The sequence below is a fragment of the Erythrobacter sanguineus genome (assembly GCF_900143235.1).
GTDB classification, from domain to species: Bacteria; Pseudomonadota; Alphaproteobacteria; order Sphingomonadales; family Sphingomonadaceae; genus Erythrobacter; species Erythrobacter sanguineus.
This window is the reverse complement of record NZ_FRDF01000006.1, coordinates 15,082-40,742: the sequence shown is the minus strand read 5'-3', so window position 1 is coordinate 40,742 and position 25,661 is coordinate 15,082. Positions and strand designations below refer to the sequence as shown.

The following is a 25,661-nucleotide window of genomic DNA, read 5'->3' as shown; positions in this document are numbered from 1 at the left end:
AAATGCTTTGCTCAATCTGAAGAAGCTTCGCCGCCAACTTCTGTGCTTGTCGGCATCCGTACCCCAACATTTCGTATGGGTCTGAGCCAAGACTACTGGAGAAACCGATGACCATACAGCAGCCCGTCGATCCGGTCCCCGCGGCCACCATGCTCTTGCTTCGCGACACGCCGGAGTTTCAGGTCCTGATGGTCAAACGCCATCACCAGATCGATTTCGCCTCCGGCGCGCTGGTGTTTCCCGGAGGGAAGCCTTCGGTTGGAGATGAAATTGTTGAATGGGCCGATCATTGCAGGGGCTGGGGCACTTTCGACGCTACGCAGCGCACATTGCGGATCGCCGCGATCCGCGAAGCGTACGAGGAAGCCGGGATCTTGCTGGCTGATCATCGTGACGGCGGCGCGTTTGAAGATACATGTGATCTTGAAAGCCGCAAAGCGGTGGAGCGAGGCGAGCGCGAATTTCTTGACGTCGTTCGCGAGGCCGGTGTGCACTTGCGCCTCGATCAGCTCAGCATATTCGCAAGGTGGATAACGCCCACCTTCATGCCCAAGCGCTTCGACACCCATTTCTTCGTCGTTCGCGCGCCTGAACGCCAGATTGCCGCATGCGATGGATACGAAACCGTCGATGCGGAATGGCTTTCGCCGCACAAGGCGTTGGAAATGGAAGCAACTGGCGAGCGAACCATTATCTTTCCTACGCGCTTGAACCTGCAATTGCTGGCCAAAGCCGCAAGCGCAGCGGATTGCGTGGCGCAGGCTGAAGCCCGCGATATCGTAACGGTTCTGCCGGAAATCATTCAGCGAGACGGCAAAAACGTCCTTACGATCCCAGCTGATGCCGGATACGGCCCAGCCCACGAAATCATGGGCTGAGAGCAAGCTGCCAGCGGCGAGGAAACTTTGTCGTTAGTAGCCGGATAGCTGGGCAAAACGGTCCTTCAGGTAGCTCGACGACCCCCAACTCGCCTCGAGCACGCGAGCACGCTTGAGGTAGAAGCCGACATTGAATTCATCGGTCATCCCGATGCCGCCATGCAGCTGGATACCCTGATTACTGATCGCGTGCAGAACGCGATTTGCCTCGGCCTTGGCGATGGTCGCTGCACGCGCGACACCAAAGCCGCTGTCGACTGCCTGTAATCCCGCCTCGACTGCGGAGCGCATTTGCGCAAGGTCGGCGAACAGGTCCGCCATGCGGTGCTGCAGCGCCTGGAAAGTGGCGAGCACCTGATTAAATTGTACGCGCTGCTTCAGATAGTCGAGGGTCGTGTCGAACACGGCTTGCGCCATGCCGAGCATTTCGGCCGCCGAAAGTACGCGCGCCCGGTCGAGCACGTCGTCAAGCAGACTGTCGCTTCCGCCCTCGAGCTTCTCGGCGGCAGCGCCAGCGAAAGAGACATCGGCGTGGCTGCGCTGGTCGGTGAGCTTGCGCGTGGTCAGTGAAACGCCATCGCCCTTCTCGACCAGGTAGAGGCCGTCTTTGGCTGCAACAACGAAGAGGTTCGCGCCATGCGCTTCGTGAACGAATGCCTTTCTGCCGGTCAGCTTGCCGCCCGAAACGCTTGTCGCGATTGCTGCAGGATCGCAATGCGCGCCTTCGTCGACAGCCAGCGTTGCCACGGTTTCGCCGCTGGCAAGCCTGGGTAGCCATTTGGCCTTCTGCTCGTCGCTTCCGCCCAGCAGGATTGCACCAGCCGCGATGGTTGTGGTCACCAGCGGACTTGCGGTCAGCGTTTTGCCGAGTTCCTCGACCACGAGGCCGGCCGACATGAAGCCGAAATCCGATCCACCATGCGCCTCGGGAATGATGATCCCGGCCCAACCCATTTCGGCCATCGCGGCATAGGCGCTGGAGTTGTAGGCGTGCGGTTCGCCCGATGCGCGGACTTTGCGGAACTCGGACACCGGGCTTTCCTTGGTCGCCCAGTCGCGCGCCATGTCGCGCAGCATTTCCTGTTCTTCGCTGAGAACTGCCATTGTCCTTGCTCCCCTCGCTTACTGGTGGTCGAGCATGCCGAGCACCCGCTTGGCAATGATGTTGTTCTGGACTTCGGTCGAACCGCCATAGATCGTCGCTGCCTTGCCGAAGAGCCAGCCGCGCACATCCTCGAGTTCGTCATCGCCAAACTCGTCGCCTTCCCAGCCGAGGCCTTGAAGGCCGCGGATTTCGATCAGCAACTCGCTGCGTTCCTGGGCCAACTTGGTGCCGACCTTTTTCAGCACCGAGCTGATCTCTGAAACGCCGCCTTGCGCTTTGCTTTCCTCGACCGCACGACGCGCGGTGAGCAGGAAGCTGTTCGAGCGGATCTCGAAATCGGCGATCTTGTCGCGCAGGACCTTGTTGACGAGCGCGCCGTCACCGCCGGTTTCGCAGTATTTCTTGGCGACATCGGCAAGGCTCTGGCCCATCATGCCGGCAAGGCGCCCGCCGCCCGAAATGTTCGTGCGCTCGTGCTGAAGGAGGCGTTTGCCGATAGTCCAGCCTTGGCCTTCCCTGCCCACGAGATTTTCCTTCGGCACCTTTACATCGGTGAAGAAGGTCTCGCAGAACGGACTCGTTCCGCTGATCATGGTGATCGGGCGGACTTCAACGCCCGGTGCATCCATGTCGATCAGCATGAAGCTGATGCCCTTGTGCTTGTCTGACCGGTCGGTGCGGACGATGGCAAAGCACTTGTCCGCCCACTGGCCACCGCTGGTCCAGGTCTTCTGGCCGTTAACGAGGTAGTGATCGCCCTTGTCGACGGCGAAGGTCTGCAGGTTCGCGAGGTCTGATCCGGCATTCGGTTCCGAGTAACCCTGACACCAGCGAATTTCGCCACGGCAGATTGGCGGGATATGCTCCAGCTTCTGCTTTTCATCGCCGTATTCGAGCAGGGTCGGGCCGAACATCATCACACCCATTCCGCCGATCGGATTGTAGGCACCGACCTTGGCGAACTCGTGCTCGATGATCCTGGCCTGGCCTTTGGTCAGTCCGCCGCCGCCATATTCCTTGGGCCAGGTCGGTGTACCCCAGCCACGCTCGCCCACGGCTTCTCGCCATTTCTTCTGCACAGGTGTCTCGTTGGTCGGACCGTCGAGCCCGGCGAGCATATTGCCCGTGCCGCTGAGTTCAGCAGGGAAATGGGCAGCGAGGAATTGGCGCACTTCGGTGCGAAATGCGTCTTCGCTTGCCTGGACATCGGATTCTGGCTGTGTTGGCAAGGAAACCTCCGTGAAAGAGCTGAATTCGTGGTTCCCCAGACGGACTACAAGGCCGCGCTCTGGCTGGTTAGTATTGCTGCGCAGGAACGTGCAAAACTAAACCTTCCATCGCAGCCTCCATTGGGATCTGGCAGGCGAGGCGACTGTATTCGTTGGCCCCTTCTGCAAACTGCAGGAGTTCGGCCTCCGCTTCGCCTTCCTTCAGACGACCAACCGTGTCGATCCAGCCCGGATCGACATGGACATGGCAGGTCGCACAGGCACAGACACCGCCGCAATCGCCATCGATGCCCGGTACATCATTGAAGAGCGCCGCCTCGCGTGCGGTTTCGCCCTCAGCAGTTTCGACTTCCCGCCGCGTTCCATCGCTGGATACGAACGTCACTTTGACCATCATAAACTCCGTATTTCTGCTTCAGCAAATCAGCGCGCGTGCAGCCGCACCGGCAGCTTCGTGATCCCGCGCACAAGGTTTGAGAAAAGGCGCTCGGGCTCGCCGGTCACTTCGACCTTAGCGAACCGCTTGTGAATCTCTTCCCAGATGATCCGCAACTGCAGTTCAGCCAGCCTGTTGCCCATGCAGCGATGGATGCCATAACCGAATGACAGGTGATGGCGCGGATTCTTGCGGTCAATGATGAAGCGGTCGGCCTGTTCGATAACCGTGTCGTCGCGGTTACCCGACAGGTACCACATCACGACCTTGTCGCCCTTCTTGATCTGCTTGCCGCCGATCTCCCAATCCTGAAGCGCGGTGCGGCGCATGTGAGTCAGCGGCGTCTGCCACCGGATGATTTCCGGCACCATGCTGGCGATCAACGAAGGGTCGTCATTCAGTTTGCGATATTCATCGGGGTTCTGATTGAGCGCCAGCACACCTCCGCTTATCGAATTGCGCGTGGTGTCGTTGCCGCCCACGATCAGCAGCAGCAGGTTACCCAGAAATTCAAGGAAGGGCATATCCCGTGTCGCCGGAGAATGCGCCATTATGGAAATCAGATCGTTCTTCGGTTCTTCGTTGATGCGCTGCTCCCACAGGCCTTTGAAATACATCGCGCACTCGATGAGTTCTTCACGCCTCGCTTCGTACGATTCGACGATGCCGGTTTCAGGAGCGGCGGTGGTGACATCGGACCAGCGCGTGAGCTTGCGGCGTTCTTCCCACGGGAAATCGAATAGGGTGGCAAGGGTCATCGTGGTCAATTCAACGGAGACCTTGTCAACCCAATCGAATTCCTCGCCTATCGGCAAATCATCGAGAATCTGACACGCTCGTTCGCGGATTGTCGGTTCGAGCAACAGCAAGTTGGACGGCGCTACAGCGGGGGTGATGGCCTTGCGTTGCTGGTCGTGCTTTGGAGGATCCATAGCGATGAACATTTCAAGTTCGAGCGCGCCTTCCACCGAATGCATGTCCTGAATGGCGATACCGCCGAGCTTTGCCTCCGACGAAAAGACTTTGTGGTTGGTGTCGACAGCCATGATATCGTCGAACTTGGTGATCGACCAGTAAGGCCCAACATAGCTTTCGCGGCAATAGTGGACCGGCTCCTCTTTGCGCAGCCGGTCGAAATACAGGCCGATCGTGTCCTGCTGAAAAAGAATCGGCCGTGCGACATCAATTTCGTCGATCGGAATGGCTGCAACTTTTCCGGCAGTATCCAGCTCCATCGTGTCGATGCTCATGTCTCGTCCTCCATCCCAGGCAAGCAGACTCACCTTGCTATCAAACAGGTAGATGTTTCGCAGGGTGTGGTCAATAAAGCTTATAAGGATTGTTGGGATATTTGACCGCACTGCAAACTTCATAGACTGATGCTGGACATGTCATCCGACAAACTCTTATAAGGTTTTATCAGAGGAGCGATTCCCAGAGATGCAACCGAAGGTCGATGCTTCGAGGAAGGCCAAGCGTGCGCTCACGCTTGCGCAGGACATCGTACGCGATATCGAAGCCGGGGCGCATGTTGCGGGCGACAGGTTGGCGCGCGAGGACGAAATGCTTGCGCGATACCATGTCGCCCGAGCGACCTTGCGCGAAGCGCTTCGCTTCCTTGAACTCCAGGGCGTTATCCATCTTCAACTTGGTCGCGGTGGCGGGCCGGTGGTCGCACGCCCGCAGACTGGCGATTTCGCAAACAGCCTCTCGCTGATCCTGCATTTTATGGAGGCGGACTTGAGGGGCTTGCTCGAATTGCGCGAAGCGATTGCGGCGGATGTTGCAGCCTATGCCGCCCAGCGCGCGACCACGGGTGATCTGAGCGCACTTGCCGATTGCCTCAAAGAGCTGGAGCGAAACGAAGCGAGCAGCCAGTTCGAGGAACTGAATCGCCGTTTTCACGACATGCTCGGCTGGGCCAGCGGAAATCCGCTTTTCGGCCTTCTGACTTCCGCGTTGCACATGCTTACCCGCGAATTTTCGCTCTCGCTGGGGTATTCGGCGCAAGAGCGTGCGGTCCAGTTGCGTTTCTTGCGCCGCGTCCTTGAAGCCGTGCGCAAGGGCGACGCCGAAGGAGCGCGGCAGGCGATGGCGCGTCTCGTGGCGGGCTCCGCCTCCTATCTCGCAGAAAGAAGCCCCGAGCTTGTGTCCCAGAAGGTCAGGTGGGGGCAGACGTAAAAAACGGGCGCCGGTGGGTGGCGCAGAATGGAGAGAGTATTACGATGGCACTCAAGAGCCGCATTTGCGAAATTCTCGGGATCGAATACCCGATTCTTCTGGCCGGAATGGGTGGGGCAAGTGTCCCTGCGCTCGCGGCCGCCGTATCGAATGCCGGGGGACTTGGCGTTCTTGGAGCCGCGGCCTGCTCGCCAAACCAGTTGCGCAGCTGGATCCGCCAGACCCGCGAACTGACCGACAAGCCATTTGGGGTCGACACCCTTCTGCCTGCTTCCGTCAGGCGCGGGTCGGCACCGCAGAGCGGCGGCTCGCCCGAAAACCCGATGGCACTGCTTGGCGAATATCAGCAGTTCACCCGCGATTTCATGGAACGCGAGGATCTGCCCGAAGTGGATGCCGCAATGGCCATGCTCGCGGCTGGCACGCCGGAAATGGGCAAGGGCGGGCTGCAGCTGTTCACGCGGGAGTTTTTCGAGGCGCAGATGGAAGTGGTAATCGAGGAAAAGGTGCCAGTCTATGCCGCCGGCCTCGGCAATCCCGGACCGTGGATGGACCGCCTTCATTCCAATGGCACCAAGGTGATGGCGGTGATCGGCAAGGTCAAGCACGCCCAGCAGGTGGTCGATTCCGGCATCGACATGATTGTGGCGCAGGGCCACGATGGCGGCGGGCACAACTCCCCAATCGGAACGTTCTCGCTGATTCCGCAGGTAGTCGATGCGGTGGGCGATCGGGTTCCCGTGATTGGAGCGGGTGGAATCTCCGATGGCCGGGGAGTCGCCGCAGCGATGATGTTAGGCGCGCTGGGCGCGTGGGTCGGCACGGCGTTTCTGGCAACCGAAGAGGCAGGGATTGAACGGTTCCAGAAGGAAGCAATAACCGATGGCGGCGATGCAGATACCGTCGTTAGCCGCTCGTTGACCGGCAAGCCTGCGCGCATGATCCGCAACAAATGGGCCGATGCCTGGGTTGCGGCGGGCAAGGAGCCGCTTCCCATGCCTTACCAGTCGATGATTTCAGGGCCGGTCATGGCTTCGGGCATCAAGGCTCAGCGCAAGGATATCATGCCTGGCTTCGCGGGGCAGGGAATTGGCCTGATCCACTCGATCCGTCCAGCGGCAGAGGTCATGCGCGATCTTGTCGAAGGGGCCGAAAGGGCGCTGGCCGATGCCAGATTCTGTTCCTGAATTGCGGTACGACGGGGACGCGGTATGAACGCTTCGCAGACCTTACCCTTTGCCAACAAGGCCGCCATAACCGGTGTGGGCGAAACCGCATTCGTCAAGGGCACCGAGCGGACCGCAGTGGACATGATGCTGGAAGCCTCGCGCCGCGCAATCGCGGATGCCGGGCTGAAACCTTCCGACATCGACGGCATGGTGCCGCCGCCGATCTATACAACCTCGGAGGAAATGGCCGCCAATCTCGGCATTGATGTGCTGCGCTACGCGGCCACAGTTCACATGGGCGGCGCCAGCCCGACGACGGCGCTGCAGAACGCGGCAATGGCGATCGCCTGCGGGCTTTGCGATCACGTGCTGGTTACGCTCGGTTGGAACGGCTATTCCGCCCTCAGGCCCAAACCGGGTGCCCCGCCTACTCGGCCGATGAACATGAACACGCTGACCAATACCATCCAGGGCTATTACATCCCCTATGGTGTGTTCCTGCCGGTGCAGATGTATGCTTGGCTGGCGACCCGCCACTCGAAGCTTTACGGCGTGGGCGCGGATGCGATGGCAGCGGTAGCGCTAGCCTGCCGGCGTCACGCGCAGTTGAATCCGCGCGCCTTTACCTATGGGCGCGAACTCGACGCGGAAACCTACCATTCGGCGCGCTGGATATCCGAGCCCTTTCGCCTTTACGATTGCTGCCTTGAAACCGATGGCGCCTGCGCGGTAGTCATATCGCGAATGGATCGGGCCAGGGATATGCCCCATGTGCCCGTCAGCATCGCCGGTGCCGCTGAAGGCCACCCCTATCCAGCCGACGACATCCCTTCGCGGCCCGATCCCTTCAAGATTGGCCTCAGCTATGCTGCCCCGCGCGCTTTCGACATGGCGGGCGTCAAGCGCGAGGACATGGATTTCCTGCAGATTTACGACTGCTTTACCTATGTCGTTTTGCTGCAACTGGAAGCGATGGGCTATTGCGAACCGGGCGCACAGGCCGAATTCGTAGCCAATGGCCAGATTGAGCTGGGTGGCCGCTATCCGATCAACACCCATGGCGGCTTGCTCAGTGAGGCGCATGTCTGGGGACTCAACCACGTGGTCGAGGCAGTACGCCAGCTTCGTCACGACTGCGGCGAGCGCCAGGTGCTAGGAGCCCAGACCGGCCTAGTTACCGGCTGGGGTGACCTTGGCGATGGAAGCATTGTCATTCTCAGGAGGTTTACATGAGCAGCGAGAGCGATCTGCCTCCCAAAATGCGGCCCTCCGCGCAGGTCGCGCCGCCCAAACCGCGACCTCGCCCGCAAGACCCGGTTGAGCAGGAATTCTGGAAGCGGTGCCAGGACGGCAATCTCTATTTCCAGCGCTGCGGCGGCTGCGGCTGCTTCCGCCACCTGCCGCGCTATATGTGCGCAAAGTGCGGCTCGCCGGAATTCTCCTGGGAACGCAGCAGTGGCAAGGGCACGCTGTTTTCCTGGACCGTTACCCACCAAGCCCTCCACCCGGCTTTTGCCGACGAAATTCCCTTCGTGGCGGCGCTGGTGGAATTGGAAGAGGGCGTACGCATGGCCACGCGCCTGATTGGTTGCGATCACGAGCGCTTAGCGCTCGACCTTCCGGTGGAAGTGGAATTCGAATTGATCGGTGAGGACTTCCGTCTTCCTGTTTTCCGCCTGCGTGAAAGTTAGAAGCGTCATGGATCTTGAATATGGGCCCGAATACGATGTCTTCCGCAAGCAAGTGCGGGCTTTCATCGAAGCGCACAGCCATCTCGCGCCGCCTTCTGCTGACCGGGCGGGCCGACCTTCGTGCAAGGCGGTCGAATGGCAGAAGCTGTTGATCGAGCATGGGTATGCCGCGCGAACGGTCCCGCAGGAGTATGGCGGCTATGGAGCGGAGCCGGACATTCTCCAATCGCGTATCATCGCAGAGGAATTTGCGCAGGCCAGGGTGCCGGGCGGGCTTGCTAATCAGGGAATCTCGATGTTCGTGCCGACCCTGCTCGAACTCGGCACCGAGGAACAGAAACGGCGCTGGATCGAACCCACGTTGAAAGGCGATATCGTCTGGTGCCAGGGCTATTCCGAACCCGGTGCCGGGTCGGACCTCGCCAACCTCAAGACCAGCGCGCACATCGAAAACGGCGAATTTGTTATCAATGGCCAGAAGATCTGGACCAGCACCGCCAAGCAGGCCGACATGATCTTTTGCCTGGTCAGGACCGAACCTGACGCGCCCAAGCATGGCGGCATTTCCTACCTGATCTTTTCGATGGACACGCCGGGCATCGAGGTTCGCCCCTTAAAGACGATGACCGGTCACGCCGAGTTCAACGAGACGTTCTTCACCGATGTGCGCGTGCCCATGCACCAGATTGTCGGCCAGCGGGGCCAGGGCTGGTTCGTCGCGAATGCAACCCTTGGCCATGAGCGCGGAATGCTGGGCGATCCCGACGCGCTTGAAAACCGGCTGCAGGCGCTGATCGCACTGATGCAGGAAGAGCATTTGGGCCTGGGTCGCGCGATCGACAATCCGGTACTGCGCGACCGGGTAGTGGCACTTCAGGCCGAAGTAGCGGCGATGAAATATAATGGGATGCGTATCCTTTCGAACAGCCTTAGAGGAGAGCCGGGTGGCATGGCGAAGCTGATCGTCAAGTTGCAAAGCTGTGAACTCGCTCACCAGATATCCGCGCTGGCAATCGACGCCATGGGCGAACTGGGCATTCTCTATCACCACAGCCCGCGTGAGCGGGAAGGCGGGGCGTGGCAATGGAACTATATGTTCCAACTCGGTCTCATCATTGGCGGCGGGACCGCTCAGATCCAGAAAAACATCATCGCTGAACGCGGCCTTGAAATGCCGCGTGAACCGAACCCGGCAAAGACCTCGAATGTAGGGCCAAAAGCCTCAGACATGGCGAGTCAGAAGCAGGGAGCAAACTGATGGATTTCGGACTTTCGCAGGACCAGCAGATGTTGCGCGACGCGGTTTCGCGGTGTCTTGCCAATACTAGCCCGCTCAGTCATGTCCGCGAATGTGCGGAGCGTGACAATCCGCTGAGCGACCAGTTGCTGCGGGCTCTCAACGATCTGGGCGTTGCCGGAATGCTGGTCCCCGAAGAGCATGGCGGGCTCGGCATGACCTTGCTCGACGCTGCGGTGGTAGCGGAACAGCTTGGCTATGCGGTAGCCCCGGTGCCGTTTCTCGCCAGTCAGGCTCTCGCACCGATCGCCTTGCGCGATGCGGGCAGCGAGGAGCAAAAGGCCCACTGGCTGCCAAAGATCGCGAGCGGCGAGGCGCGTATCGGTGTCGCTATTTCTGAGACGATTGAGGTGCGCGACGGCGCGGGGGTTTCCTCTGTCGGCGGGAAGCTCAACGGCACCGCCCTGTTCGCGCTCGATTTCGAAGGAGCCGATGCCTACATCGTCGCCGATTCCGGTGGCAGACTGCACCTTGTCGGTGCCAAAGCGTCCGGGTTGGTAGCTATCGCGCTGACGACTATCGATCGCACCCGCAGCGTCGGGGAATTGCATTTTGATGGGACCGCGGCGGAACCATTGGCTGACGATGGCGGAGTTGCAACAGCCCGGTTGCGCGCTGCGGGTCGTGTTATCCTCGCCGCCGACAGTCTTGGCGCAGGTCAGGCCATGATCGAAAAGGCTGTCGATTATGCTGGCCAGCGCGAACAGTTCGGCCGCCTGATCGGCAGTTTCCAGGCCGTAAAGCATATGTGCGCCGAGATGGCCGCGCGGCATGAACCGTGCCGCTCGCTCGTCTGGTACGCCGCCCACGCCTTCGACGCGGTGCCGAATGAGGCATCGCTGGTTGCCTGCTATGCGAAATCGCACACGGCCGAGGTCCATCGATTTGTCGCACGCACTTCCATCGAAGTGCACGGCGGAATGGGATTCACCGACGTGCTTGGCCTGCACTACTGGTTCAAACGGATCGGATTCGACCGGCAGGTCCTTGGTGGGCCAGAAGTGGTCCGGGCGGAGGCTGCGGCACTTCAGGGTTGGACCAAAGCTGCGTGATGTTTCTACCGGGGGACGCGCGCTAAAGCCGCCGCCCCATTCGGAGAGGAGAACTAATATGACCGACTGGAATCTCGGCGACATTCTCGACGCTTTCGAGCCTGTCATGCCAAAGGATGCGCCGGCCCTGATCCACGGTGACCGGATCATTACCTGGCCCGAAATGTCCGCGCGTTCGAACAATGTTGCCCGCGCGCTGCGTCAACGCGGCGCTGGCGATGGCGCAAAGGTCGCCTTTTATATGCGCAACCGCCCAGAATATGGCGAGTTGATGGCAGCCTGCTTTAAGGGGCGCTTGATCCATGTGAACATCAACTACCGCTATGTCGCCGAGGAGGTCTTTTACATCTTCGACGATTCCGACAGCGAAGTAATCGTCTACAACTCGGAATTCCGCGACTGTATCGTCGAGCTCAAGGACCGGCTCGAGAAGGTGCACACCTTTGTGGAAATTGGCGAGGCGTCGCAAATCGCGCCTTTTGCGATCCCTTACGAGACATTCGCGCAAGAAGGCGACGGATCGGCGCTCGGCATCGTGCGCTCACCCGAAGATCAGCTCTTCATCTATACCGGTGGCACGACCGGCATGCCCAAGGGCGTGATGTGGCATCACGACCAAATGCGCAAAGCACAGCTCGAGGCCCAGAAGCTGCTCGCCCCCGTTCCTCAGACACTCGAAGAGCATGTCGCGTTGATCACAAGTCAAGGGCCCGGCAACCGCACTGTGCCCTCCTGCCCGATGATGCACGGGACCGGCTTCATCACCGCGATCGGCACACTTATGTCGGGCGGCGCCATCGTTACACTTGCAGACCCGTCCTTCGATGCGACGGAATTGTGGGAAACAGTCGATAAGCACAAGGTGCAAAGCATCGCAATTGTGGGCGATGCATTTGCCAAGCCGATGCTGCATGCGCTGGACGAGAATCCCGGCCGCTGGGATACCAGCAGCCTCGTTACCATCGTTTCATCCGGCGTGATGTGGAGCAAGGAAGTCAAGGCTGGGCTGTGCAAGCATATCCCCCAGGTGGTGCTGATGGACAGCTTCGGCGCTTCCGAAGGGCTCGGCTTCGGCCGCTCCATCACAACCGCGCAAGGGGGCACCAACACCGCGAAATTTGCGATTGGCGAATGCTGCGATGTCTTTGACGAAAACGACCAGAAAGTGACGCCGGGAAGCGGCGTACCGGGATTTATCGCTCTCGCCGGGGCGATCCCGGCGGGTTATTACAAGGATCCCGAGAAATCCGCCAAAACGTTCCGTACAATCGATGGGGTTCGCTATTCGATTCCCGGCGACTGGTGCACGGTCGAGGCCGATGGCAGCCTGACCTTGCTGGGCCGTGGCAGCGTGTGCATCAACACTGCTGGCGAGAAAGTTTACCCTGAGGAAGTCGAGGAGATTCTCAAGACCCATCCCGCCATTGGTGACGCGCTGGTCGTGGGCGTGCCGAACGAGAAATGGGGCCAAGCCGTCACCGCTGTTGTCCACCTCAGCGGCGACGCTCCGTTCGACGAGCAAGCCGTCAAGGATCATGTGCGGGGGCAGTTGGCAGGATACAAGACGCCGAAGGCCATATATCCAACGAATACCCCCCTGCGCGCATCGAACGGCAAGGCCGACTACGCAACGGCGAAGGCAATTGCCGAGAGCCTGACTGCCGCATCATGACGACCCAGACTTCGCCCGATTACGACGCGGTGATCGTCGGTGCCGGCTTCAGCGGGATCTACCTGCTCCACAAGTTGCGTGACGCCGGGTTCAACGTGCTGCTGGTCGATGCGGCGGCCGATCCGGGCGGCATCTGGCACTGGAATTGCTATCCCGGCGCACGCGTGGATTCGCAGATTCCGCTCTATGAATTCTCGATCCCCGAAGTGTGGCGGCCATGGACCTGGAGTGAGCGCTTTCCGGGATGGGCAGAACTCAGGGCCTATTTCCTCCATGTCTGCGATACGCTGAACCTTTGGCCGCTGATGCGTATGGGGTCGAGGGTCGAGAGCGCCGGTTTTGAACCGGGGGCGGGACTATGGCACCTACAACTTGAGGGCGGGCAACCCGTATCGACACGCTTTCTGCTCCCAGCCCTCGGTTTCGCGTCGAAGCCGTTTATCCCCGACATTCCGGGCATTGAGGATTTCGAGGGCGAATGGTGCCACACGGCGCGCTGGCCGCAGGAGGGTATTGATCTGGATGGGCGCAAAGTTGCCCTGATCGGAACCGGAGCGAGCGGAGTGCAGGTCGCCCAGGAAGCAGCCAAACGTGCGGAGTCGCTGACACTGTTTCAAAGAACTCCGATCCTGGCCCTGCCGATGCGTCAGGAGCCGTTGACGAGGGAAGATCACGAGCGCGAAAAGGATGGCTATCCCGCCTATTTCGAACAGCGTCGGCAGACGAGCGCTGGCTTTGAATGCCAGTCGCTTGAGGTGTCGGCGCTCGAAGTCAGCGAAGAAGAGCGCAATGCGCACTTCGAAGATCTGTGGCAGCGGGGCGGATTGAGGTTCTGGTATCACAATTTCGCTGACATTCTTACCAATCGCGAAGCCAACCGCCACGCCTACGATTTCTGGCGCGACAAGGTTCGCGCGAGGATCGCCGATCCCGATCTGGCCGAGAAACTCGCCCCATCCGAACCGCCGCATCCGTTCGGCACGAAGCGGCCTTCGCTCGAACAGGGATATTACGAGATTTTCGCGCAGGACAATGTTGCGCTGGTTGATCTGAAGGCAAACCCGATCACCCGTGTCGCGCCGCACGCAATCACGACCGAAGACGGCGAGGTCGAATGCGATTTCATCGTTTTTGCCACCGGCTTCGACGCCGGGCGGGGCGGGTTGATCGACATGAACATCACCGGCAGAGGCGGCCAATCACTTTCGCAGGCCTGGCAACACGGCTTGCGCGCCTATCTGGGAATGGCGGTATCGGGTTTCCCCAATATGTTGTTCGCTTACGGCCCCCTCAGCCCCTCGGGATTTTCCAATGGGCCGACAAGCGCGGAAATGCAGGGCGACTGGATCTGCGATTTCATGGTCTGGCTGCGAAGCAACGGTTTCTTCCTTTTCGACGCTCAACCGCAAGCCGAAGATGGCTGGACCGAAATGGTCGCCCAAGCTGGCGCGATGACGCTCTTTCCCGAAGCGGACTCCTGGTACATGGGCGCGAACATCCCGGGCAAGAAGCGCCAGCTTATCAATTTCCCAAGCATGTCGGCCTATGCCGCGATTTGCGTCCAAGTGGCGCGCGATGCCTACCGCGGCTTTACCGCCAGCACACCAGCGAACAAGGACTGCGTAACCTGATGAATGAGATGGTGAGAATCGAAGATTTTCCGACCGACATCGACCCGATTTGGGCTGGTGACGGTTCGCATCTGCCCGAATGGTTCGTGTCGGCCCTCAAGGTGCCGCGCGAAGAGGGTTATGTGGAAATCGATGGGGCCAAGGCGCACTATTTTCGCTGGGGTCACCCGGGCAAGCCCAAGGTGCTTATGACGCATGGCTTTCTCGCCCATGCGCGCTGCTTCGCCTTCATTGCACCGTTTCTTGCCGAAGACTATGATGTGGTAGCGTTTGATCTGGCCGGCATGGGCGACAGCGAGATGCGCGGGCGCGCCGACCTCTTGGCAAGGGGGGGCGAGTTTCGCGAGATTGCCGAGGCGCTGAATATGTTTGCGGATGGCCAAAAGCCGACGATTATCGCGCACAGCTTCGGATCGGGAGCGGCCCTGACAGCCGTGACCCAATCGCCCGGGACCTTTGCCGGAGTGGTGGTTTGCGATCTCATGATCATGCGGCCTGCTCTCCTGGACGAGTACTGGAACCTCAGCCGGTCCAGCCCAGGTTCTGGCGATCCGGACAAGCCCAGCAAGCGCTATCCCAACTATGAAGCGGCGCGCCAGCGGTACATCCTTTCCCCGCCCCAGCCGGTCGGCGCGCCATTCCTGCTGGACTACATGGCCTATCACTCCCTGCGGCAGGATGGAGACGAGTGGACTTGGAAGTTCACGACCGAGGTCTTTCGGAGGAGCAACAAGCCCGACGAATGGCTCACCATGGGCGAGCGTCTGGTGCAGGCACCGGGCCGAAAGGCTATCGTACACGGCGGCTTGAGCCTGCTTTTCACACCGGAATCAGCCGAATATGTTCGCGAACTGGGTGGAGGTGACATTCCGATAATTGCCGTTCCTGAGGCGCGACACCATCTGATGCTCGACCAGCCATTGGCATTCGTAACCGCGTTGCGCTCTGTTCTGGCTCTTTGGGGAACGCACACTGCACCGCCATTCGCCGGCTGATGCTAGTGGTATCTTGTCCCGGAGTTCCCGCAGGTGCGGTGCTCGCCAGACATTGTTTGTCGGAAAACAAGTACTGCCGCTCACCGTGCGTCGGCTAAACCGTTGCGGCGTTCAAGCCATCGTTCGCGCCGCACCAGATGGAGCGGGAAGGCGAAACACATGCCAAGCAGTGAAAGCATGGCAAATGTCACGCCGGTACCGGTTCCCAGGCCGATGCGCTTGGCGTCGGCGATGACCCAGACCAAGAATACGCCCCAGACAAATAGGTTGCCTATCGTCAGAAATGCAGCCGCGTTGCCGCTGTTGTAGGCATCCATGAAGAATCCTGGCAGGTTGATCAGATTGCCGCCCTCAGCCGGCCAGCCGAATCCCTTGGTCCATACCCAGACCAGGGAAATTGCAGCTGCCGCCACGAACAGGGCATGTCTTGGCAAAAGGTTTTTCATTTCGGCTTCTCTTGCTATTTTATTCAGGGTCCTTCGACGATAATCGCCGTGCTGGAAGTAGCCGAAAGCCGCATTTCCAAAAGTTTCTGATAATCGTCGGATCTGTACCAGTCCTGTGCTTGCTTGAGGTCTCCGAATTTGAGCACGACCGCTCCATGCGGAGCCGTTCCTTCCAGCGTTTCGGCCACAACTGGACCCGCGGTGAAAGAGATGCCCTGCGCCCGAAGATGCTCTCTTGCCTGTTCCTTGTACTGGTTCAACAGGGCCGGATCTGAAACCGTTTGTGTTACAATGATGACGTAAGCTGCCATGTCATTCTTTCCTGGTTGAAGGTGCTTGGCTGAATGCCAAATTTTGCGGGCGTATTGGTCGAAACCTGTCGTTGCAGGCAGGCCATGGAAGCATGGCAGGTGCAGGAACGTATACAAACATTACCGCGCGCTGCTGCGGTCGAGGAAACGATCTGCTGATATCGCATCGCGAGGCACGCCCGCGCTGAGTAACTCTGTTTCGGCGTGGTCGACCATCGCGGGCGGACCGCAGAGATAGGCCTCACATTGCGCCTTGTCCGGTATGGCGGCGATCTGCTGCGTCACCAACCCCCGCGCGCCTTGCCAGGGGCTATCCGGTGTCTCTTCGGACAAGACCGGTATAAATTCGAACGGCGCATTCCAGTCGGCGGCGAGTGCGCTGATTTCATCAAGGCAATAAAGATGCGCCTTGGTCCTGGCACCATACAACAGGATAACCGGCCGATTGGCGCCAAGCGCATGGGCCTCCTGCAAAATCGCCATGATCGGAGCGAGGCCGCTGCCACCCGCAATGCAGAGCATTGGCGCCTTGCTTGGCTTGAGGTGGAACGCGCCATAGGGCGCCGCCACCTCCAGCTGCGTTCCGATGCGTTCACCGCCAAACAACCAGTCGGTGAAAGCGCCTCCCGGAACATGGCGGACATGGAATTGCAACTGCTTTGCCGACCCGTTTTTGGGTGCGAATGCGAAGGAGTAGCTTCGGGGACCGTCGATGCCAGTCAGGCTCAGATCGGCGTACTGGCCTGGGGTAAAGGACAGCGGTCGGTCAAGCTCGACAATGAGGTTTACGATGTCCGGGCAAAGCCGGGTGGCTGCGACAATCGTTGCCGGATAGTTTTTGACCGCTTGCTGGCTCAACAAGGGAGCGTCGAGTGCAATCGTCAAGTCCGAGCGAGGTAGGGCCTGACAAGCAAGCCTGTATCCAGCCGACAGTTCGTCGCGCTCCAGAACCAGCGCGGAGGGACTTAATTCCCGTATCTTGCCGTCCAGAAGCTTGAATTTGCAGGTTCCGCACGAACCGACTTTGCAATCGTGCGGCATGGCCATGCCCTCGGCGAGCATTGCTTCGAGCAGGGTTTTGTCTTGGGCGACAAACAACTCCCGCGCTTCGGAGGTCACAGTCACCTTGCTCGGCTTGGGTTTTTTCAGGAAGGAAAACATGAATGCGATCTATTCTGTTCGATCTGCGGCAAGTGGGATGAAAGAAAAAGGAAGCGTCATCCCCGGAGGGACGACGCTCGAGTAACATGCAGATGACCGGACGGATACATCGTCATGTTGGTGGACTGTGTCATTCGATGGCGAGCCACTGCGGCCAACCGGCCCTCGCGTTGGCGGCTTGTGCAAGTTTGCGCTCGCCAGGTGATGCAAACCTCTGGTCCCAGTCTTTGAGGCGCGGCTGGGCGATGAACCGGTTCCAGATTGGCGGGACCAGTCCGCACAGGAAGCACAAGAACAATGACGGCATCTGCGGAGCCTCAGGTTCAGGTCGCAGCTCGTAGAAGGGTGTGTGCCCGTCGAGGTGGTGGTTGATGTGATTGGTGATCTCCACCCCAATCGGACGCACGATCATGCCAAGATGGTTCCACGCGTGATGCTTGGCGATCGGCTCCCCTTCGATCCGCAGCAGGCCGTAGTGCTGAAAGTAGTTGAAGCCTTCAACCAGCATTTTGGCGAAGAACATCGCGGCTACCGTCATCAGGCCAGCAACCGGGCTCGCGAGAACGACCATCGCACCGATAATTGCGCCAACCAGCACCAGTTGCAACCACATCGCATTGCGCCAGCTCCATTTCGAATGACCCAGGCGCGAAAGGATCTCTCCCTGCTTGTCCCAGGTGTCCTTGTACGAACCCCAGGTGGCCGAAAGCACGAAGCTGTAGATTGTCTGCCCCCTCAAGGGGGTGTCACTATCTTTCGCCGTGTCGAGATGCACATGATGAGTGACAATGTGTGCAATATCGCGATTGGGATCGCCATAGAAGGCGCTCAACCCCTTTGCGACCGCGCGCGGGAACCAGTGCCGACGATGCATCAGCTCGTGTGCGACGGGCAGGGTCGGAACCGCAGAAAGCCAGGCAAGGCTGGCGATCGATCCGGCGATCTGCCAACCCGAAGCCGCATCCCCTAACAACGGATTTGCGCCGGAATTAACCGAGTAGGCGAAAACCAGATAGAGCGCGATCATCAGCGGTAGCTGCAGATAGATCGCTAAATCGGCGACGGACGAAATGCCGCGTGCGCGCATCTTGCTGTCACTTGGAAGGGCTATGTCAAGCATCATCAGCACCGGGAAGGTGCCAAAGCCGAGCCACACGAACGGGCCGCCGAGGACAAACCCCGCGATGCCCGTCAGAGTCATCATCGGCACAAGATAATACCGTAATGCGTCCACCTTATTCTCTCCGATCCGTCCGGTCCGCAGGCCAGCTCTATTGTTGTTCGTGTGCAGGAATGCCCCGCGCCAAGGAGCGCATGGTTAGCGGCACGTAATGCGACTGGCTCCGCATTTCGTGCCGCCGCATCCCTAAAGGAAGATGTTCAGGTTCTTGCTGAGAAGGACATTATGCTTGAGTATGATCCGCCGTTTGACCAGCTGAAATGAAGCTCCCGCTTCGCGCCAGATATCGACACGGTTGCCGATAAGTGAATCTTCCTCACGCTCATTGCGATTGCGATAGGCGTAGAAGTTGGAATAGACCCGGTATTCTCCGGCCTTTTCAGTCAGCTCTACCTCAACATTGGTGATGATGTGCGTGTAACGCGTGGCCGGATCCTCTGACCATGCCGTTCCGGTTTCCAGCCGCGTAAGCCGTTTTTTGATCTCCTCCAGATTGTCGTTGTAATAGGCCATCCGGGTCAGGTCGTTGACCTGGTCGGTCTTGTCGCGGCGATAGCGTGTTTCAATGCCGGGCATATGATAGAGCAAATCGTCGGCCAGCATCTTGACCCAATCGACATAGTTCTCATCGTCGAGCATGCGCGCTTCGCGGTAGACCGTCTGGGTCAAGGCGTGCGTCAGTTCGAGCGAGGCGCTCTGGCCCGTCTGGGGGCGTTCCAACGTGGCGTTCTGTGTCATAGTAATGATCCCTTTCAGAGCGCGAACAGGCCGGGGAGGTTGCGCGTCTCGCCAACGCCGGAAAGGCGTGGTTCCGGCCGCTCGGGCATTGCATCCAGCTTGTCGGCTTCCATCATATCGAGCCAACGCTGGTAGAAACCACGCTGGTTGGCGTCGTTATACTGCCCGCGATAGACGATGCCCGGCAGCGTATCGTGCTCGATCTGGCGCGATATGCCGCAACGGTAATGCAGGCGTTCGTGGCGGGTCACTACACCGCGGTTGACCGTGGTGCAGTTACTCCAGTTCTCGCCATCGTCCATCTCGAACGTGCCCCCTGGGCCAAAGGTCTGCATGACCCCCTTGGTAATTTCATCCTTGATGTCATCTGGCATCGCTTTGTTGACGATCACCCAGGTCTTGAGCTCGAATTCCATCGGACCCTTGGGCTGCCACTGACGGAAGGTCGAAATGCCAGGAAGGAACGACACGTTGGGGAAAATCGACGCGGAGGCGACCGATCCGAAAATCTTCGAGCGCATCTCGCCCAGCCGTTGGGCCATCTTGGGGCGGATCTTCTCATAATATTCGAGAACCTTCGGTCGGCCGAGGAGGAAGAGATCGCCCACCCCTTCGGTGCCGAATTCCCACCCGTGGCCGTTAACGCTGGCATGGTAGGAATTTTCCATGTCGATCGGCGGGAAGGGCTCGCCATTGTTCATCGAACGGCAGCCGGAATCATGGGTCCAGCCAGCATGGTAGGCATCGCCGATGAAGTTCTCGACGCCGAACTTCCAGTTGGCGTTCATCACCGACTTGATGCAGCCGCCGATCAATTCGGTGCCGCCTTCTTCGTTGTCGAGCAGCATGTCGAGGTACCAGCGGAAGTCGCCCAGCCAGGCATCGAGGCTCGGGCCGTCTTCGGCGAAGGTCGCAAAAACCAGCCCCTTGTAACTGGCAACCCGGGCTACCTGCTTCAAGCCGTTCTTTTTCCGATCGATATCGTTTTCGTCGTAGCAATATTCCTCGTGCATGCCTTTCAGTTCACCGCCGGTATCAAAGGCCCAGCCGTGGTAATTGCAGACAAACCGGCGGGTGTTTCCGGCGTCGGCAAAGCACACCTTGTTGCCGCGATGCGGACAGGAATTCAGGAAAACCCTGATTGAGCCATCAGGCTGACGCGCGACGATCACGGCGTCTTCGCCCATGTGGGTGGTTAGAAAATCGCCTGCCTTGGGCAGCTGGCTTTCGTGGGCCACGAACAGCCAGGACCGTGCGAAGATGCGGTACAGTTCTTCCTCGTAAATCTCGGCATCGCTGAAGATTCGGCGGTCGAGCCAGCCTTCCTTGAGATCCATGTAACGCGAAAAATCCGGCTCGCGGCCGATCCGTTCGATACGCATGTCATTCTTCTCCCGATAATTTCTTCTAGAAAAACACGTTGATGTTGCTGTCTGGCAGCACCGCATGGTCAAGCGCGATGTCACGCGCAGCGAGGCACCAGCCCTTCGTTCCATGGCGCCACCGGTCGGTGCGCCCCGCAGTAAATTGACGCGCCAAGCCGTCGATGCGGTTGCGATGAATGACGATGACCGAGTGCACGATCACCTCGTTTTCGGCATCCGCAGGTTCGATTTCGACGTTCGAAATGACGCGGCGCACGAAATTGGGTGGATCCTCGGCCCACACATATCCCGAGCGCAGGCGATCGATCCTGAGTTTAAGCCGCGCAAAGTTCTCGTTAAAAACAACGCCAGCGCCGACTGCCGCTGGCGGCGACCGATCTGCCCGGAAGCGTCGCCGTTTGAGGTCCATTCGGTAGGTAACATCGTCGCACAGCAGCTCCAGCCAGTCCTCGAAGCGTTCGGCATCGAGGAGGCGCGCTTCGTGATACAGGCGCTGCGTCAGAGCGATCATGTCCTCTACCAGGACCGGGGCAGGGTTCATTTCAAGCATTCTCAGGCTCCTCAACGGAGAGCGAGTTAATGTTGTAGGTGGGAACCTCGGCCCAGCTTTCAGCCTGCATGTGTTCTTGCCAGCGGCGATAGAAATAGCGCTGGTTGTGCTCGCTCACCAATCCGGCTGCGATGTCGCCAGGAAAGCCATCGCGCGGCCCAGAACGGCCGAGCGCCATGTTAGTGAACACGTCCATCTGCGCCGTCCGCCAGCCACGCGACTGTTCGGTGCAGGCAGCGAGATTGTCGCCATCGTCATTGTCGAACAGACCAGCGAGACCGAAGGTTAGGCACTGATTGTCGAGGATCGTTGCCTGCATTTCTTCGGGCATGTCGTTTTCCACCATCGCCCAGGTCCATTGCTCGAGCTTGCCCGGACCCTTCGGATGATAGACCCGAAACCAGTTCAGGCCTGGCAGGAACTGGAGGTTGGGGAAAATCGTGATGTTGATCTGCGAACCCCACAGCTGTTCGCCGCGCACCTTGCCCAACCGCTCGATCGCCGTGGGACGATTGGCCTCCAGATAATCCATCATGGGCTTCGGTTCGGGGTAGAAGGCGTAGCCCGAAACCCCGTCGAGCGAGGTCAGCGCCATGTGGCCGTTCATTCCGGCGACGGAAAGCCCGCCTTCGAGGTTGGTACTCGAGTTGCCGACGCTGAGACCAGCAAGGTCCATCGACTGGACGGCCGACATCGCTCCGGCATGCGCCCAACCCAGATGGTAGCCATCGCCGCAGACATTCTCAACCGGCAGCTTCCAGTTGCTGCCCAGCTCCATCTTCTGGGTTTCGCCGAGAAGCGAAGTTCCGCCTGGCATCGCATCCAGCCAGACATCGAGGAAGAATTTTGCATCGCCAAGGTAATCCTCGAGCGAGGGCGCATCTGGATCGAAGCAGCCGAAGACCAGGCCCTTGTATTCGGCAACATGGGTTACCTGAACCAGGCCCAGCTTGCTGCGGTCCAGTTCGCCAAAATAGGCCTCGTTTTCCAGCGGAACCCCGGCGAGCGACCCGTCTGGCGCGAACGACCAGCCATGGTAATTGCAGGTAAAGGCCTTGGCATTGCCGCGATCGGCGCGGCAAATGCGGTTCCCGCGGTGGGTGCAGCTGTTGAGGAAGGCCTTGATCGACCCGTCTTTCTGGCGAATGACGATGACGTCGTCCTCGCCCATGAAGGTGCGGAAATAGTCACCAGCTTTGGGGATCTGGCTGGTGTGAACGAGGAACAGCCAGCAGCGACCGAAAATGCGTTCAAGCTCCTGTTTGTAGAGCTCCTCGTTCGAGTAGATCGTCCGCTTTTGACGGCCTGTCGTCGTATCGACCAGGTCGGAAACATCCATTGCTCTCTCCACTCACTCGCTGCCGCTGTTTTTTTGGTCAGTCTATCTTGAGTTATAGCCTCTTAAGCACGGAATGTGCCAGTCTCGGAAATCAGTTTGTTTTCATCATTGTAACTGATTACCCGTCTGTTCGCCCTCCCGACGATTGACATATCTGTCAAGTCTGGAGAGATGATATAGCGCTGGGTTCACATATTTGTTATGGTTCGGCATGAAGCATCTTCCGGCCTATACCGACCTTACCAGCCGACTACGGTTTTCGCCTGAGCAAGGACGCATTTGGCGTGACAGCGAGCGCTGCGTATTGTTGAGCAATTCCGCGCTGACCATGTTGCGCAACGAACTGGTCGTTCAACTGGGCCTTGTCAAAGCGCGTCGGCTGTTTTGGGAACTGGGCTTCGCAGAAGGCGCGCGTTGCGCGGTTGAAGCAAAACATTTGCGGCCCGGCAGCAGTTTCCTTGATGCCTTCGCGGTTGGCCCACAAGCCCACGCAGTGACCGGGTTCGGCTGGACAGAAATCGAAACCTTGGAGACCGATACCGAGAACGGACATTTTGAAGGTCGGTTCCTGGTACACGATTCTATCGAGGCTGGGATTCATCTCGCCACCGAAGGCGTCCACACTGATCCGGTGTGCTGGTTGCAAACCGGTTTTGCCAGCGGTTTTGCGAGCACATTCGCAGGCCAGCCCATAATAATGCGCGAGATCGAGTGCCAGGGAATGGGCCATCCAGCGTGCCTGCTCCATGGCAAGCCGGAAGCGGAATGGCCGGGGCTGGACGATGCCGAAACCAATGCGGTTCCACTCGATCCGGCGGTGTCCCGGCACCAAGACAAACATTTCGTCGCCGGGGTATCGGCAGGCTTCAACGCAGTACGCAACCTGATAGAACGCACGGCGCGAACCGATGCCAGCCTGTTGTTTCTCGGAGAGACGGGTGTCGGCAAGGAGGTGTTTGCCAAGCTGGCGCACCGGCTGAGCCTGCGCAATGATGCGCCGTTTGTCGCGCTCAATTGTGCAGCCATTCCCGAAGGCCTCATCGAAGCCGAACTGTTCGGCGTGGCCAAGGGCGCTTTTACCGGAGCTGGAGCAGACCGGCCGGGACGATTCGAACTCGCCGACGGCGGCACGCTGTTTCTCGACGAAATTTCGATGCTTTCGCCGCTGGCGCAAAGCAAAGTCCTCCGGGCCATCCAGGAAGGCGAGTTTGAGCGTGTGGGTGACACCAGGACCATCCAGGTGAACGTCCGCCTGATCGCGGCATCCAACGTCGATCTCGAGGCTGCGATGGGCGAAGGGACCTTTCGTGCCGACTTGTATTTCCGGCTTTCAACTCTTCCTATCCGGGTTCCGCCGCTGCGAGAGCGGCGTGAGGACATCCCGGGCTTGATGGAGCACTTCCGGCGTAAATATGCAAAGCGTCATGGACGAACGGTAGAAGGCTTCACAGCGCGTTCAATCAATGCGCTGTTATTGCATGATTATCCTGGGAACGTCAGGGAGTTGGAACGGATGGTCGAGCGTGCCGTGCTTCTTGCCGACGAATCCGGGGCCATCGATTTGCGTCATCTCTTTATCGGGACAAATAATGTGCATGTGCGTCGCGGTCTTACGCTGACCTGCGACGGTCGCGTCGCCGAAGAGCAACCTGTAGACGGAGAGCCCTTCTCGCTTTCTCACATGGTGGGACTACTTCGCCAAAACGGAGCAACGCTTACGACGATAGAAGATGCGATTGTACGGTCTGCAATCGATGCTGCTGGCGGCAATGTTGCACAAGCGGCCCGGGAATTGGGACTGTCGCGTCGACAGCTCTCTTACAAAGTTGAGAAAATGCAAAGTTGCGACTAGACCGGCCGGGCGTTGACGATTCTGGGACGCATTGGATAATTTGCAATGACCTGCGATTTTCGCGAGAGGGAAGCAAGGGCAGGGCGGGGCCGGGAATTTGGGAGACTTTAGAATGCGTTCAGTTGCAATCGTAGGCGCTAATCTAGCAGGTGGGCGAGCGGCGGAAACGCTGCGGCAAGCAGGATTCGACGGTAGGATCACTCTGATCGGTGAAGAACCCTGGAGGCCCTATGAGCGCCCGCCGCTGTCCAAGGAGTTCCTGTGGAATCCAGCCGAAGTGCCGGACAATTTTTTCCTGCAGGATGAAAGCTGGTACTCCGACAACCGGATCGACTTGCTGCTCAACACCCGGGCCGAAGCGATCGATTTAGCTGCGAGCGGCGTGCGCCTCTCGGGCGGCCAATTGGTCGCCGCCGACAAGGTTTTGCTGGCGACCGGCGGACACGCCCGAAAGCTCAATCTGGCCGGAGCCGACTGCGCCAACGTGCATTATCTGCGCACCCAGGACGATGCCGCCAGAATGGCCCTCGACCTTCGTCCAGGCGCACGGGTGGTGATCGTTGGCATGGGCGTGATCGGGGCCGAAGTGGCTGCCAGCGCGATCAAGCTGGGCTGCGATGTGACGGCGGTAGAACCGCTGGCGGCTCCGATGGAACGTGCACTGGGCAAACGTTTCGGTCAGTGGTTGGGCGAGGAACACCGCAAGCGCGGGGTCAAGACCCATTTCAGCCGGGGCGTAACGGGTTTCAAGTTCGCGGACGGCCGCGTATCCGCGGTCGAGATCGACGACGGCACCATCTTCCCTTGTGATGCCGTCGTTGTTGGGGTGGGCATCATTCCGGCAACCTCGCTGGCGGTCGATGCCGGGTTGGCTGTAAACAATGGGATCATCGTCGACCGTCGATGCCAGACCAGCAATCCGGCGGTGTTTGCCGCCGGTGACGTGGCCGAGCAGGACAGTTTTTTTGGCGGACGCTTCCGGCAGGAAACCTATCAGAACGCGGCCGACCAGGCCCAGGCGGCGGCCTTGGCGATGCTTGGTCACGAAGTCGATTACTGCAAACCGATGTGGTACTGGAGTGACCAGTTCGATCTGAACATCCAGTTCTGTGGGCAAATTCCGGTGCAGGCCGAGATTGTCCTTCGCGGCGATATCGAAAGCAACGCTTTCGTCGCTTTCTTTCTGTCCGGCGATACAATTGACGGCGTGCTGACAGTCAACCGCGCGCCCGATATGGGGATTGGCAAGCGGCTGATCGAACGGCGGGTTAGCGCGAGCGCGGATCGGCTTGCTGATGCGGATGTGTCTCTGCGCGAACTGCTCAAGCAGTCTGCCTGACGGTGCGTTGGCGGCGCGGGAGCG

At 59.4% G+C, this 25,661-nt stretch carries 25 protein-coding genes; 12 read left to right on the top strand and 13 right to left on the bottom strand.

What is annotated here, in order from left to right:
- Nucleotides 1-107: 107 nt before the first annotated feature.
- Complete coding sequence (locus BUA05_RS05985; protein WP_072673765.1) at nt 108-878, top strand: NUDIX hydrolase; 771 nt, start codon at nt 108-110, stop codon at nt 876-878.
- A 33-nt stretch (nt 879-911) separates the two neighbouring features.
- Here BUA05_RS05985 and BUA05_RS05980 read toward each other — a convergent pair whose 3' ends face one another.
- The 5 genes from BUA05_RS05980 to BUA05_RS14905 form a co-directional block, all read right to left on the bottom strand.
- The gene (locus tag BUA05_RS05980) at nt 912-1,982 is read right to left on the bottom strand and encodes an acyl-CoA dehydrogenase family protein (RefSeq protein WP_072673764.1); all 1,071 of its coding nucleotides are present in this window, start codon (nt 1,980-1,982) and stop codon (nt 912-914) included.
- Between the two features lie 18 nt (nt 1,983-2,000).
- Complete coding sequence (locus BUA05_RS05975; RefSeq protein WP_072673763.1) at nt 2,001-3,212, bottom strand: acyl-CoA dehydrogenase family protein; 1,212 nt, start codon at nt 3,210-3,212, stop codon at nt 2,001-2,003.
- Nucleotides 3,213-3,279: 67 nt separating this feature from the next.
- Complete coding sequence (locus BUA05_RS05970; RefSeq protein ID WP_072673901.1) at nt 3,280-3,606, bottom strand: 2Fe-2S iron-sulfur cluster-binding protein; 327 nt, start codon at nt 3,604-3,606, stop codon at nt 3,280-3,282.
- 29 nt (nt 3,607-3,635) lie between these two features.
- Complete coding sequence (locus tag BUA05_RS05965) at nt 3,636-4,898, bottom strand: cytochrome P450 (protein WP_072673762.1); 1,263 nt, start codon at nt 4,896-4,898, stop codon at nt 3,636-3,638.
- A gap of 169 nt (nt 4,899-5,067) precedes the next feature.
- Nucleotides 5,068-5,229 carry a hypothetical protein gene (locus BUA05_RS14905; RefSeq protein WP_245790122.1) on the bottom strand — a complete coding sequence of 54 codons (162 nt, stop codon included), beginning with the start codon at nt 5,227-5,229 and terminating at the stop codon, nt 5,068-5,070.
- On the opposite strand from BUA05_RS14905, the gene BUA05_RS05960 reads away from it, so the two are divergent.
- The 9 genes from BUA05_RS05960 to BUA05_RS05920 are packed head-to-tail and all read left to right on the top strand — an operon-like array spanning nt 5,161 to nt 15,336.
- Nucleotides 5,161-5,829, top strand: a complete 669-nt coding sequence (locus BUA05_RS05960) for a FadR/GntR family transcriptional regulator (RefSeq protein ID WP_245790118.1) — start codon at nt 5,161-5,163, stop codon at nt 5,827-5,829. The two genes, BUA05_RS14905 and BUA05_RS05960, sit on opposite strands and share 69 nt — an antisense overlap.
- A 44-nt stretch (nt 5,830-5,873) precedes the next feature.
- Complete coding sequence (locus tag BUA05_RS05955) at nt 5,874-7,016, top strand: NAD(P)H-dependent flavin oxidoreductase (protein WP_066525559.1); 1,143 nt, start codon at nt 5,874-5,876, stop codon at nt 7,014-7,016.
- Nucleotides 7,017-7,040: 24 nt separating this feature from the next.
- Complete coding sequence (locus tag BUA05_RS05950; protein WP_072673760.1) at nt 7,041-8,231, top strand: thiolase C-terminal domain-containing protein; 1,191 nt, start codon at nt 7,041-7,043, stop codon at nt 8,229-8,231.
- Nucleotides 8,228-8,689 (top strand): Zn-ribbon domain-containing OB-fold protein, encoded by a 462-nt coding sequence (locus BUA05_RS05945; RefSeq protein WP_072673759.1) that lies wholly within the window; start codon nt 8,228-8,230, stop codon nt 8,687-8,689. The genes BUA05_RS05950 and BUA05_RS05945 overlap by 4 nt, the downstream gene beginning before the upstream one ends.
- The gene (locus BUA05_RS05940) at nt 8,646-9,947 is read left to right on the top strand and encodes an acyl-CoA dehydrogenase family protein (RefSeq protein ID WP_245790107.1); all 1,302 of its coding nucleotides are present in this window, start codon (nt 8,646-8,648) and stop codon (nt 9,945-9,947) included. The genes BUA05_RS05945 and BUA05_RS05940 overlap by 44 nt, the downstream gene beginning before the upstream one ends.
- A complete protein-coding gene (locus tag BUA05_RS05935) occupies nt 9,947-11,038 on the top strand; it encodes an acyl-CoA dehydrogenase family protein (RefSeq protein ID WP_072673757.1) in 1,092 nt (363 codons plus the stop codon). Before BUA05_RS05940 ends, BUA05_RS05935 begins: the two co-directional genes overlap by 1 nt.
- Nucleotides 11,039-11,096: 58 nt before the next feature.
- On the top strand, nt 11,097-12,710 hold the full coding sequence (locus BUA05_RS05930) for an acyl-CoA synthetase (RefSeq protein ID WP_072673756.1): 1,614 nt from the start codon (nt 11,097-11,099) through the stop codon (nt 12,708-12,710).
- Complete coding sequence (locus tag BUA05_RS05925; RefSeq protein WP_072673755.1) at nt 12,707-14,341, top strand: flavin-containing monooxygenase; 1,635 nt, start codon at nt 12,707-12,709, stop codon at nt 14,339-14,341. The genes BUA05_RS05930 and BUA05_RS05925 overlap by 4 nt, the downstream gene beginning before the upstream one ends.
- On the top strand, nt 14,341-15,336 hold the full coding sequence (locus tag BUA05_RS05920; RefSeq protein ID WP_072673754.1) for an alpha/beta fold hydrolase: 996 nt from the start codon (nt 14,341-14,343) through the stop codon (nt 15,334-15,336). The genes BUA05_RS05925 and BUA05_RS05920 overlap by 1 nt, the downstream gene beginning before the upstream one ends.
- Before the next feature lie 80 nt (nt 15,337-15,416).
- Here the strand turns inward: BUA05_RS05920 and BUA05_RS05915 are convergent, their stop codons facing one another.
- The 8 genes from BUA05_RS05915 to BUA05_RS05880 all read right to left on the bottom strand — a co-directional run bounded on the left by BUA05_RS05915 (nt 15,417) and on the right by BUA05_RS05880 (nt 22,446).
- Nucleotides 15,417-15,782, bottom strand: coding sequence for a DUF2834 domain-containing protein (locus tag BUA05_RS05915; RefSeq protein WP_072673753.1), 366 nt, complete (start codon nt 15,780-15,782; stop codon nt 15,417-15,419).
- 23 nt (nt 15,783-15,805) lie between these two features.
- Complete coding sequence (locus BUA05_RS05910; RefSeq protein ID WP_072673752.1) at nt 15,806-16,093, bottom strand: DUF1330 domain-containing protein; 288 nt, start codon at nt 16,091-16,093, stop codon at nt 15,806-15,808.
- A 120-nt stretch (nt 16,094-16,213) separates the two neighbouring features.
- Nucleotides 16,214-17,254: a 2Fe-2S iron-sulfur cluster-binding protein gene (locus BUA05_RS05905; protein WP_072673751.1), complete on the bottom strand. Its 1,041-nt coding sequence runs from the start codon at nt 17,252-17,254 to the stop codon at nt 16,214-16,216.
- A 130-nt stretch (nt 17,255-17,384) separates the two neighbouring features.
- On the bottom strand, nt 17,385-18,458 hold the full coding sequence (locus BUA05_RS05900) for an alkane 1-monooxygenase (protein ID WP_281247012.1): 1,074 nt from the start codon (nt 18,456-18,458) through the stop codon (nt 17,385-17,387).
- Between the two features lie 162 nt (nt 18,459-18,620).
- Nucleotides 18,621-19,172, bottom strand: a complete 552-nt coding sequence (locus BUA05_RS05895) for a 3-phenylpropionate/cinnamic acid dioxygenase subunit beta (protein WP_072673749.1) — start codon at nt 19,170-19,172, stop codon at nt 18,621-18,623.
- A 14-nt stretch (nt 19,173-19,186) separates the two neighbouring features.
- Complete coding sequence (locus tag BUA05_RS05890) at nt 19,187-20,638, bottom strand: aromatic ring-hydroxylating dioxygenase subunit alpha (protein ID WP_245790105.1); 1,452 nt, start codon at nt 20,636-20,638, stop codon at nt 19,187-19,189.
- Nucleotides 20,580-21,068, bottom strand: coding sequence for an aromatic-ring-hydroxylating dioxygenase subunit beta (locus BUA05_RS05885; RefSeq protein WP_245790104.1), 489 nt, complete (start codon nt 21,066-21,068; stop codon nt 20,580-20,582). Before BUA05_RS05885 ends, BUA05_RS05890 begins: the two co-directional genes overlap by 59 nt.
- Before the next feature lie 31 nt (nt 21,069-21,099).
- Nucleotides 21,100-22,446, bottom strand: coding sequence for an SRPBCC family protein (locus BUA05_RS05880; RefSeq protein WP_072673746.1), 1,347 nt, complete (start codon nt 22,444-22,446; stop codon nt 21,100-21,102).
- 211 nt (nt 22,447-22,657) lie between these two features.
- Here BUA05_RS05880 and BUA05_RS05875 point away from each other — a divergent pair, with 211 nt between their 5' ends.
- Both BUA05_RS05875 and BUA05_RS05870 read left to right on the top strand, forming a co-directional pair.
- Nucleotides 22,658-24,298 carry a sigma-54-dependent Fis family transcriptional regulator gene (locus tag BUA05_RS05875; RefSeq protein WP_072673745.1) on the top strand — a complete coding sequence of 547 codons (1,641 nt, stop codon included), beginning with the start codon at nt 22,658-22,660 and terminating at the stop codon, nt 24,296-24,298.
- 112 nt (nt 24,299-24,410) lie between these two features.
- A complete protein-coding gene (locus BUA05_RS05870; RefSeq protein WP_072673744.1) occupies nt 24,411-25,637 on the top strand; it encodes an NAD(P)/FAD-dependent oxidoreductase in 1,227 nt (408 codons plus the stop codon).
- Nucleotides 25,638-25,661 lie beyond the last annotated feature (24 nt).

Excerpts from the sequence above, each read along its gene's own strand:
- BUA05_RS05985 (WP_072673765.1), top strand. The coding sequence starts at position 108 with ATGACCATACAGCAGCCCGTCGATCCGGTCCCCGCGGCCACCATGCTC.
- BUA05_RS05980 (WP_072673764.1), bottom strand. The coding sequence starts at position 1,982 with ATGGCAGTTCTCAGCGAAGAACAGGAAATGCTGCGCGACATGGCGCGC.
- BUA05_RS05970 (WP_072673901.1), bottom strand. The coding sequence starts at position 3,606 with ATGGTCAAAGTGACGTTCGTATCCAGCGATGGAACGCGGCGGGAAGTC.
- BUA05_RS05965 (WP_072673762.1), bottom strand. The coding sequence starts at position 4,898 with ATGAGCATCGACACGATGGAGCTGGATACTGCCGGAAAAGTTGCAGCC.
- BUA05_RS14905 (WP_245790122.1), bottom strand. The coding sequence starts at position 5,229 with ATGGTATCGCGCAAGCATTTCGTCCTCGCGCGCCAACCTGTCGCCCGC.
- BUA05_RS05955 (WP_066525559.1), top strand. The coding sequence starts at position 5,874 with ATGGCACTCAAGAGCCGCATTTGCGAAATTCTCGGGATCGAATACCCG.
- BUA05_RS05950 (WP_072673760.1), top strand. The coding sequence starts at position 7,041 with ATGAACGCTTCGCAGACCTTACCCTTTGCCAACAAGGCCGCCATAACC.
- BUA05_RS05945 (WP_072673759.1), top strand. The coding sequence starts at position 8,228 with ATGAGCAGCGAGAGCGATCTGCCTCCCAAAATGCGGCCCTCCGCGCAG.
- BUA05_RS05935 (WP_072673757.1), top strand. The coding sequence starts at position 9,947 with ATGGATTTCGGACTTTCGCAGGACCAGCAGATGTTGCGCGACGCGGTT.
- BUA05_RS05930 (WP_072673756.1), top strand. The coding sequence starts at position 11,097 with ATGACCGACTGGAATCTCGGCGACATTCTCGACGCTTTCGAGCCTGTC.
- BUA05_RS05925 (WP_072673755.1), top strand. The coding sequence starts at position 12,707 with ATGACGACCCAGACTTCGCCCGATTACGACGCGGTGATCGTCGGTGCC.
- BUA05_RS05920 (WP_072673754.1), top strand. The coding sequence starts at position 14,341 with ATGAATGAGATGGTGAGAATCGAAGATTTTCCGACCGACATCGACCCG.
- BUA05_RS05915 (WP_072673753.1), bottom strand. The coding sequence starts at position 15,782 with ATGAAAAACCTTTTGCCAAGACATGCCCTGTTCGTGGCGGCAGCTGCA.
- BUA05_RS05910 (WP_072673752.1), bottom strand. The coding sequence starts at position 16,093 with ATGGCAGCTTACGTCATCATTGTAACACAAACGGTTTCAGATCCGGCC.
- BUA05_RS05905 (WP_072673751.1), bottom strand. The coding sequence starts at position 17,254 with ATGTTTTCCTTCCTGAAAAAACCCAAGCCGAGCAAGGTGACTGTGACC.
- BUA05_RS05900 (WP_281247012.1), bottom strand. The coding sequence starts at position 18,458 with ATGATGACTCTGACGGGCATCGCGGGGTTTGTCCTCGGCGGCCCGTTC.
- BUA05_RS05895 (WP_072673749.1), bottom strand. The coding sequence starts at position 19,172 with ATGACACAGAACGCCACGTTGGAACGCCCCCAGACGGGCCAGAGCGCC.
- BUA05_RS05885 (WP_245790104.1), bottom strand. The coding sequence starts at position 21,068 with ATGATCGCTCTGACGCAGCGCCTGTATCACGAAGCGCGCCTCCTCGAT.
- BUA05_RS05880 (WP_072673746.1), bottom strand. The coding sequence starts at position 22,446 with ATGGATGTTTCCGACCTGGTCGATACGACGACAGGCCGTCAAAAGCGG.
- BUA05_RS05875 (WP_072673745.1), top strand. The coding sequence starts at position 22,658 with ATGAAGCATCTTCCGGCCTATACCGACCTTACCAGCCGACTACGGTTT.
- BUA05_RS05870 (WP_072673744.1), top strand. The coding sequence starts at position 24,411 with ATGCGTTCAGTTGCAATCGTAGGCGCTAATCTAGCAGGTGGGCGAGCG.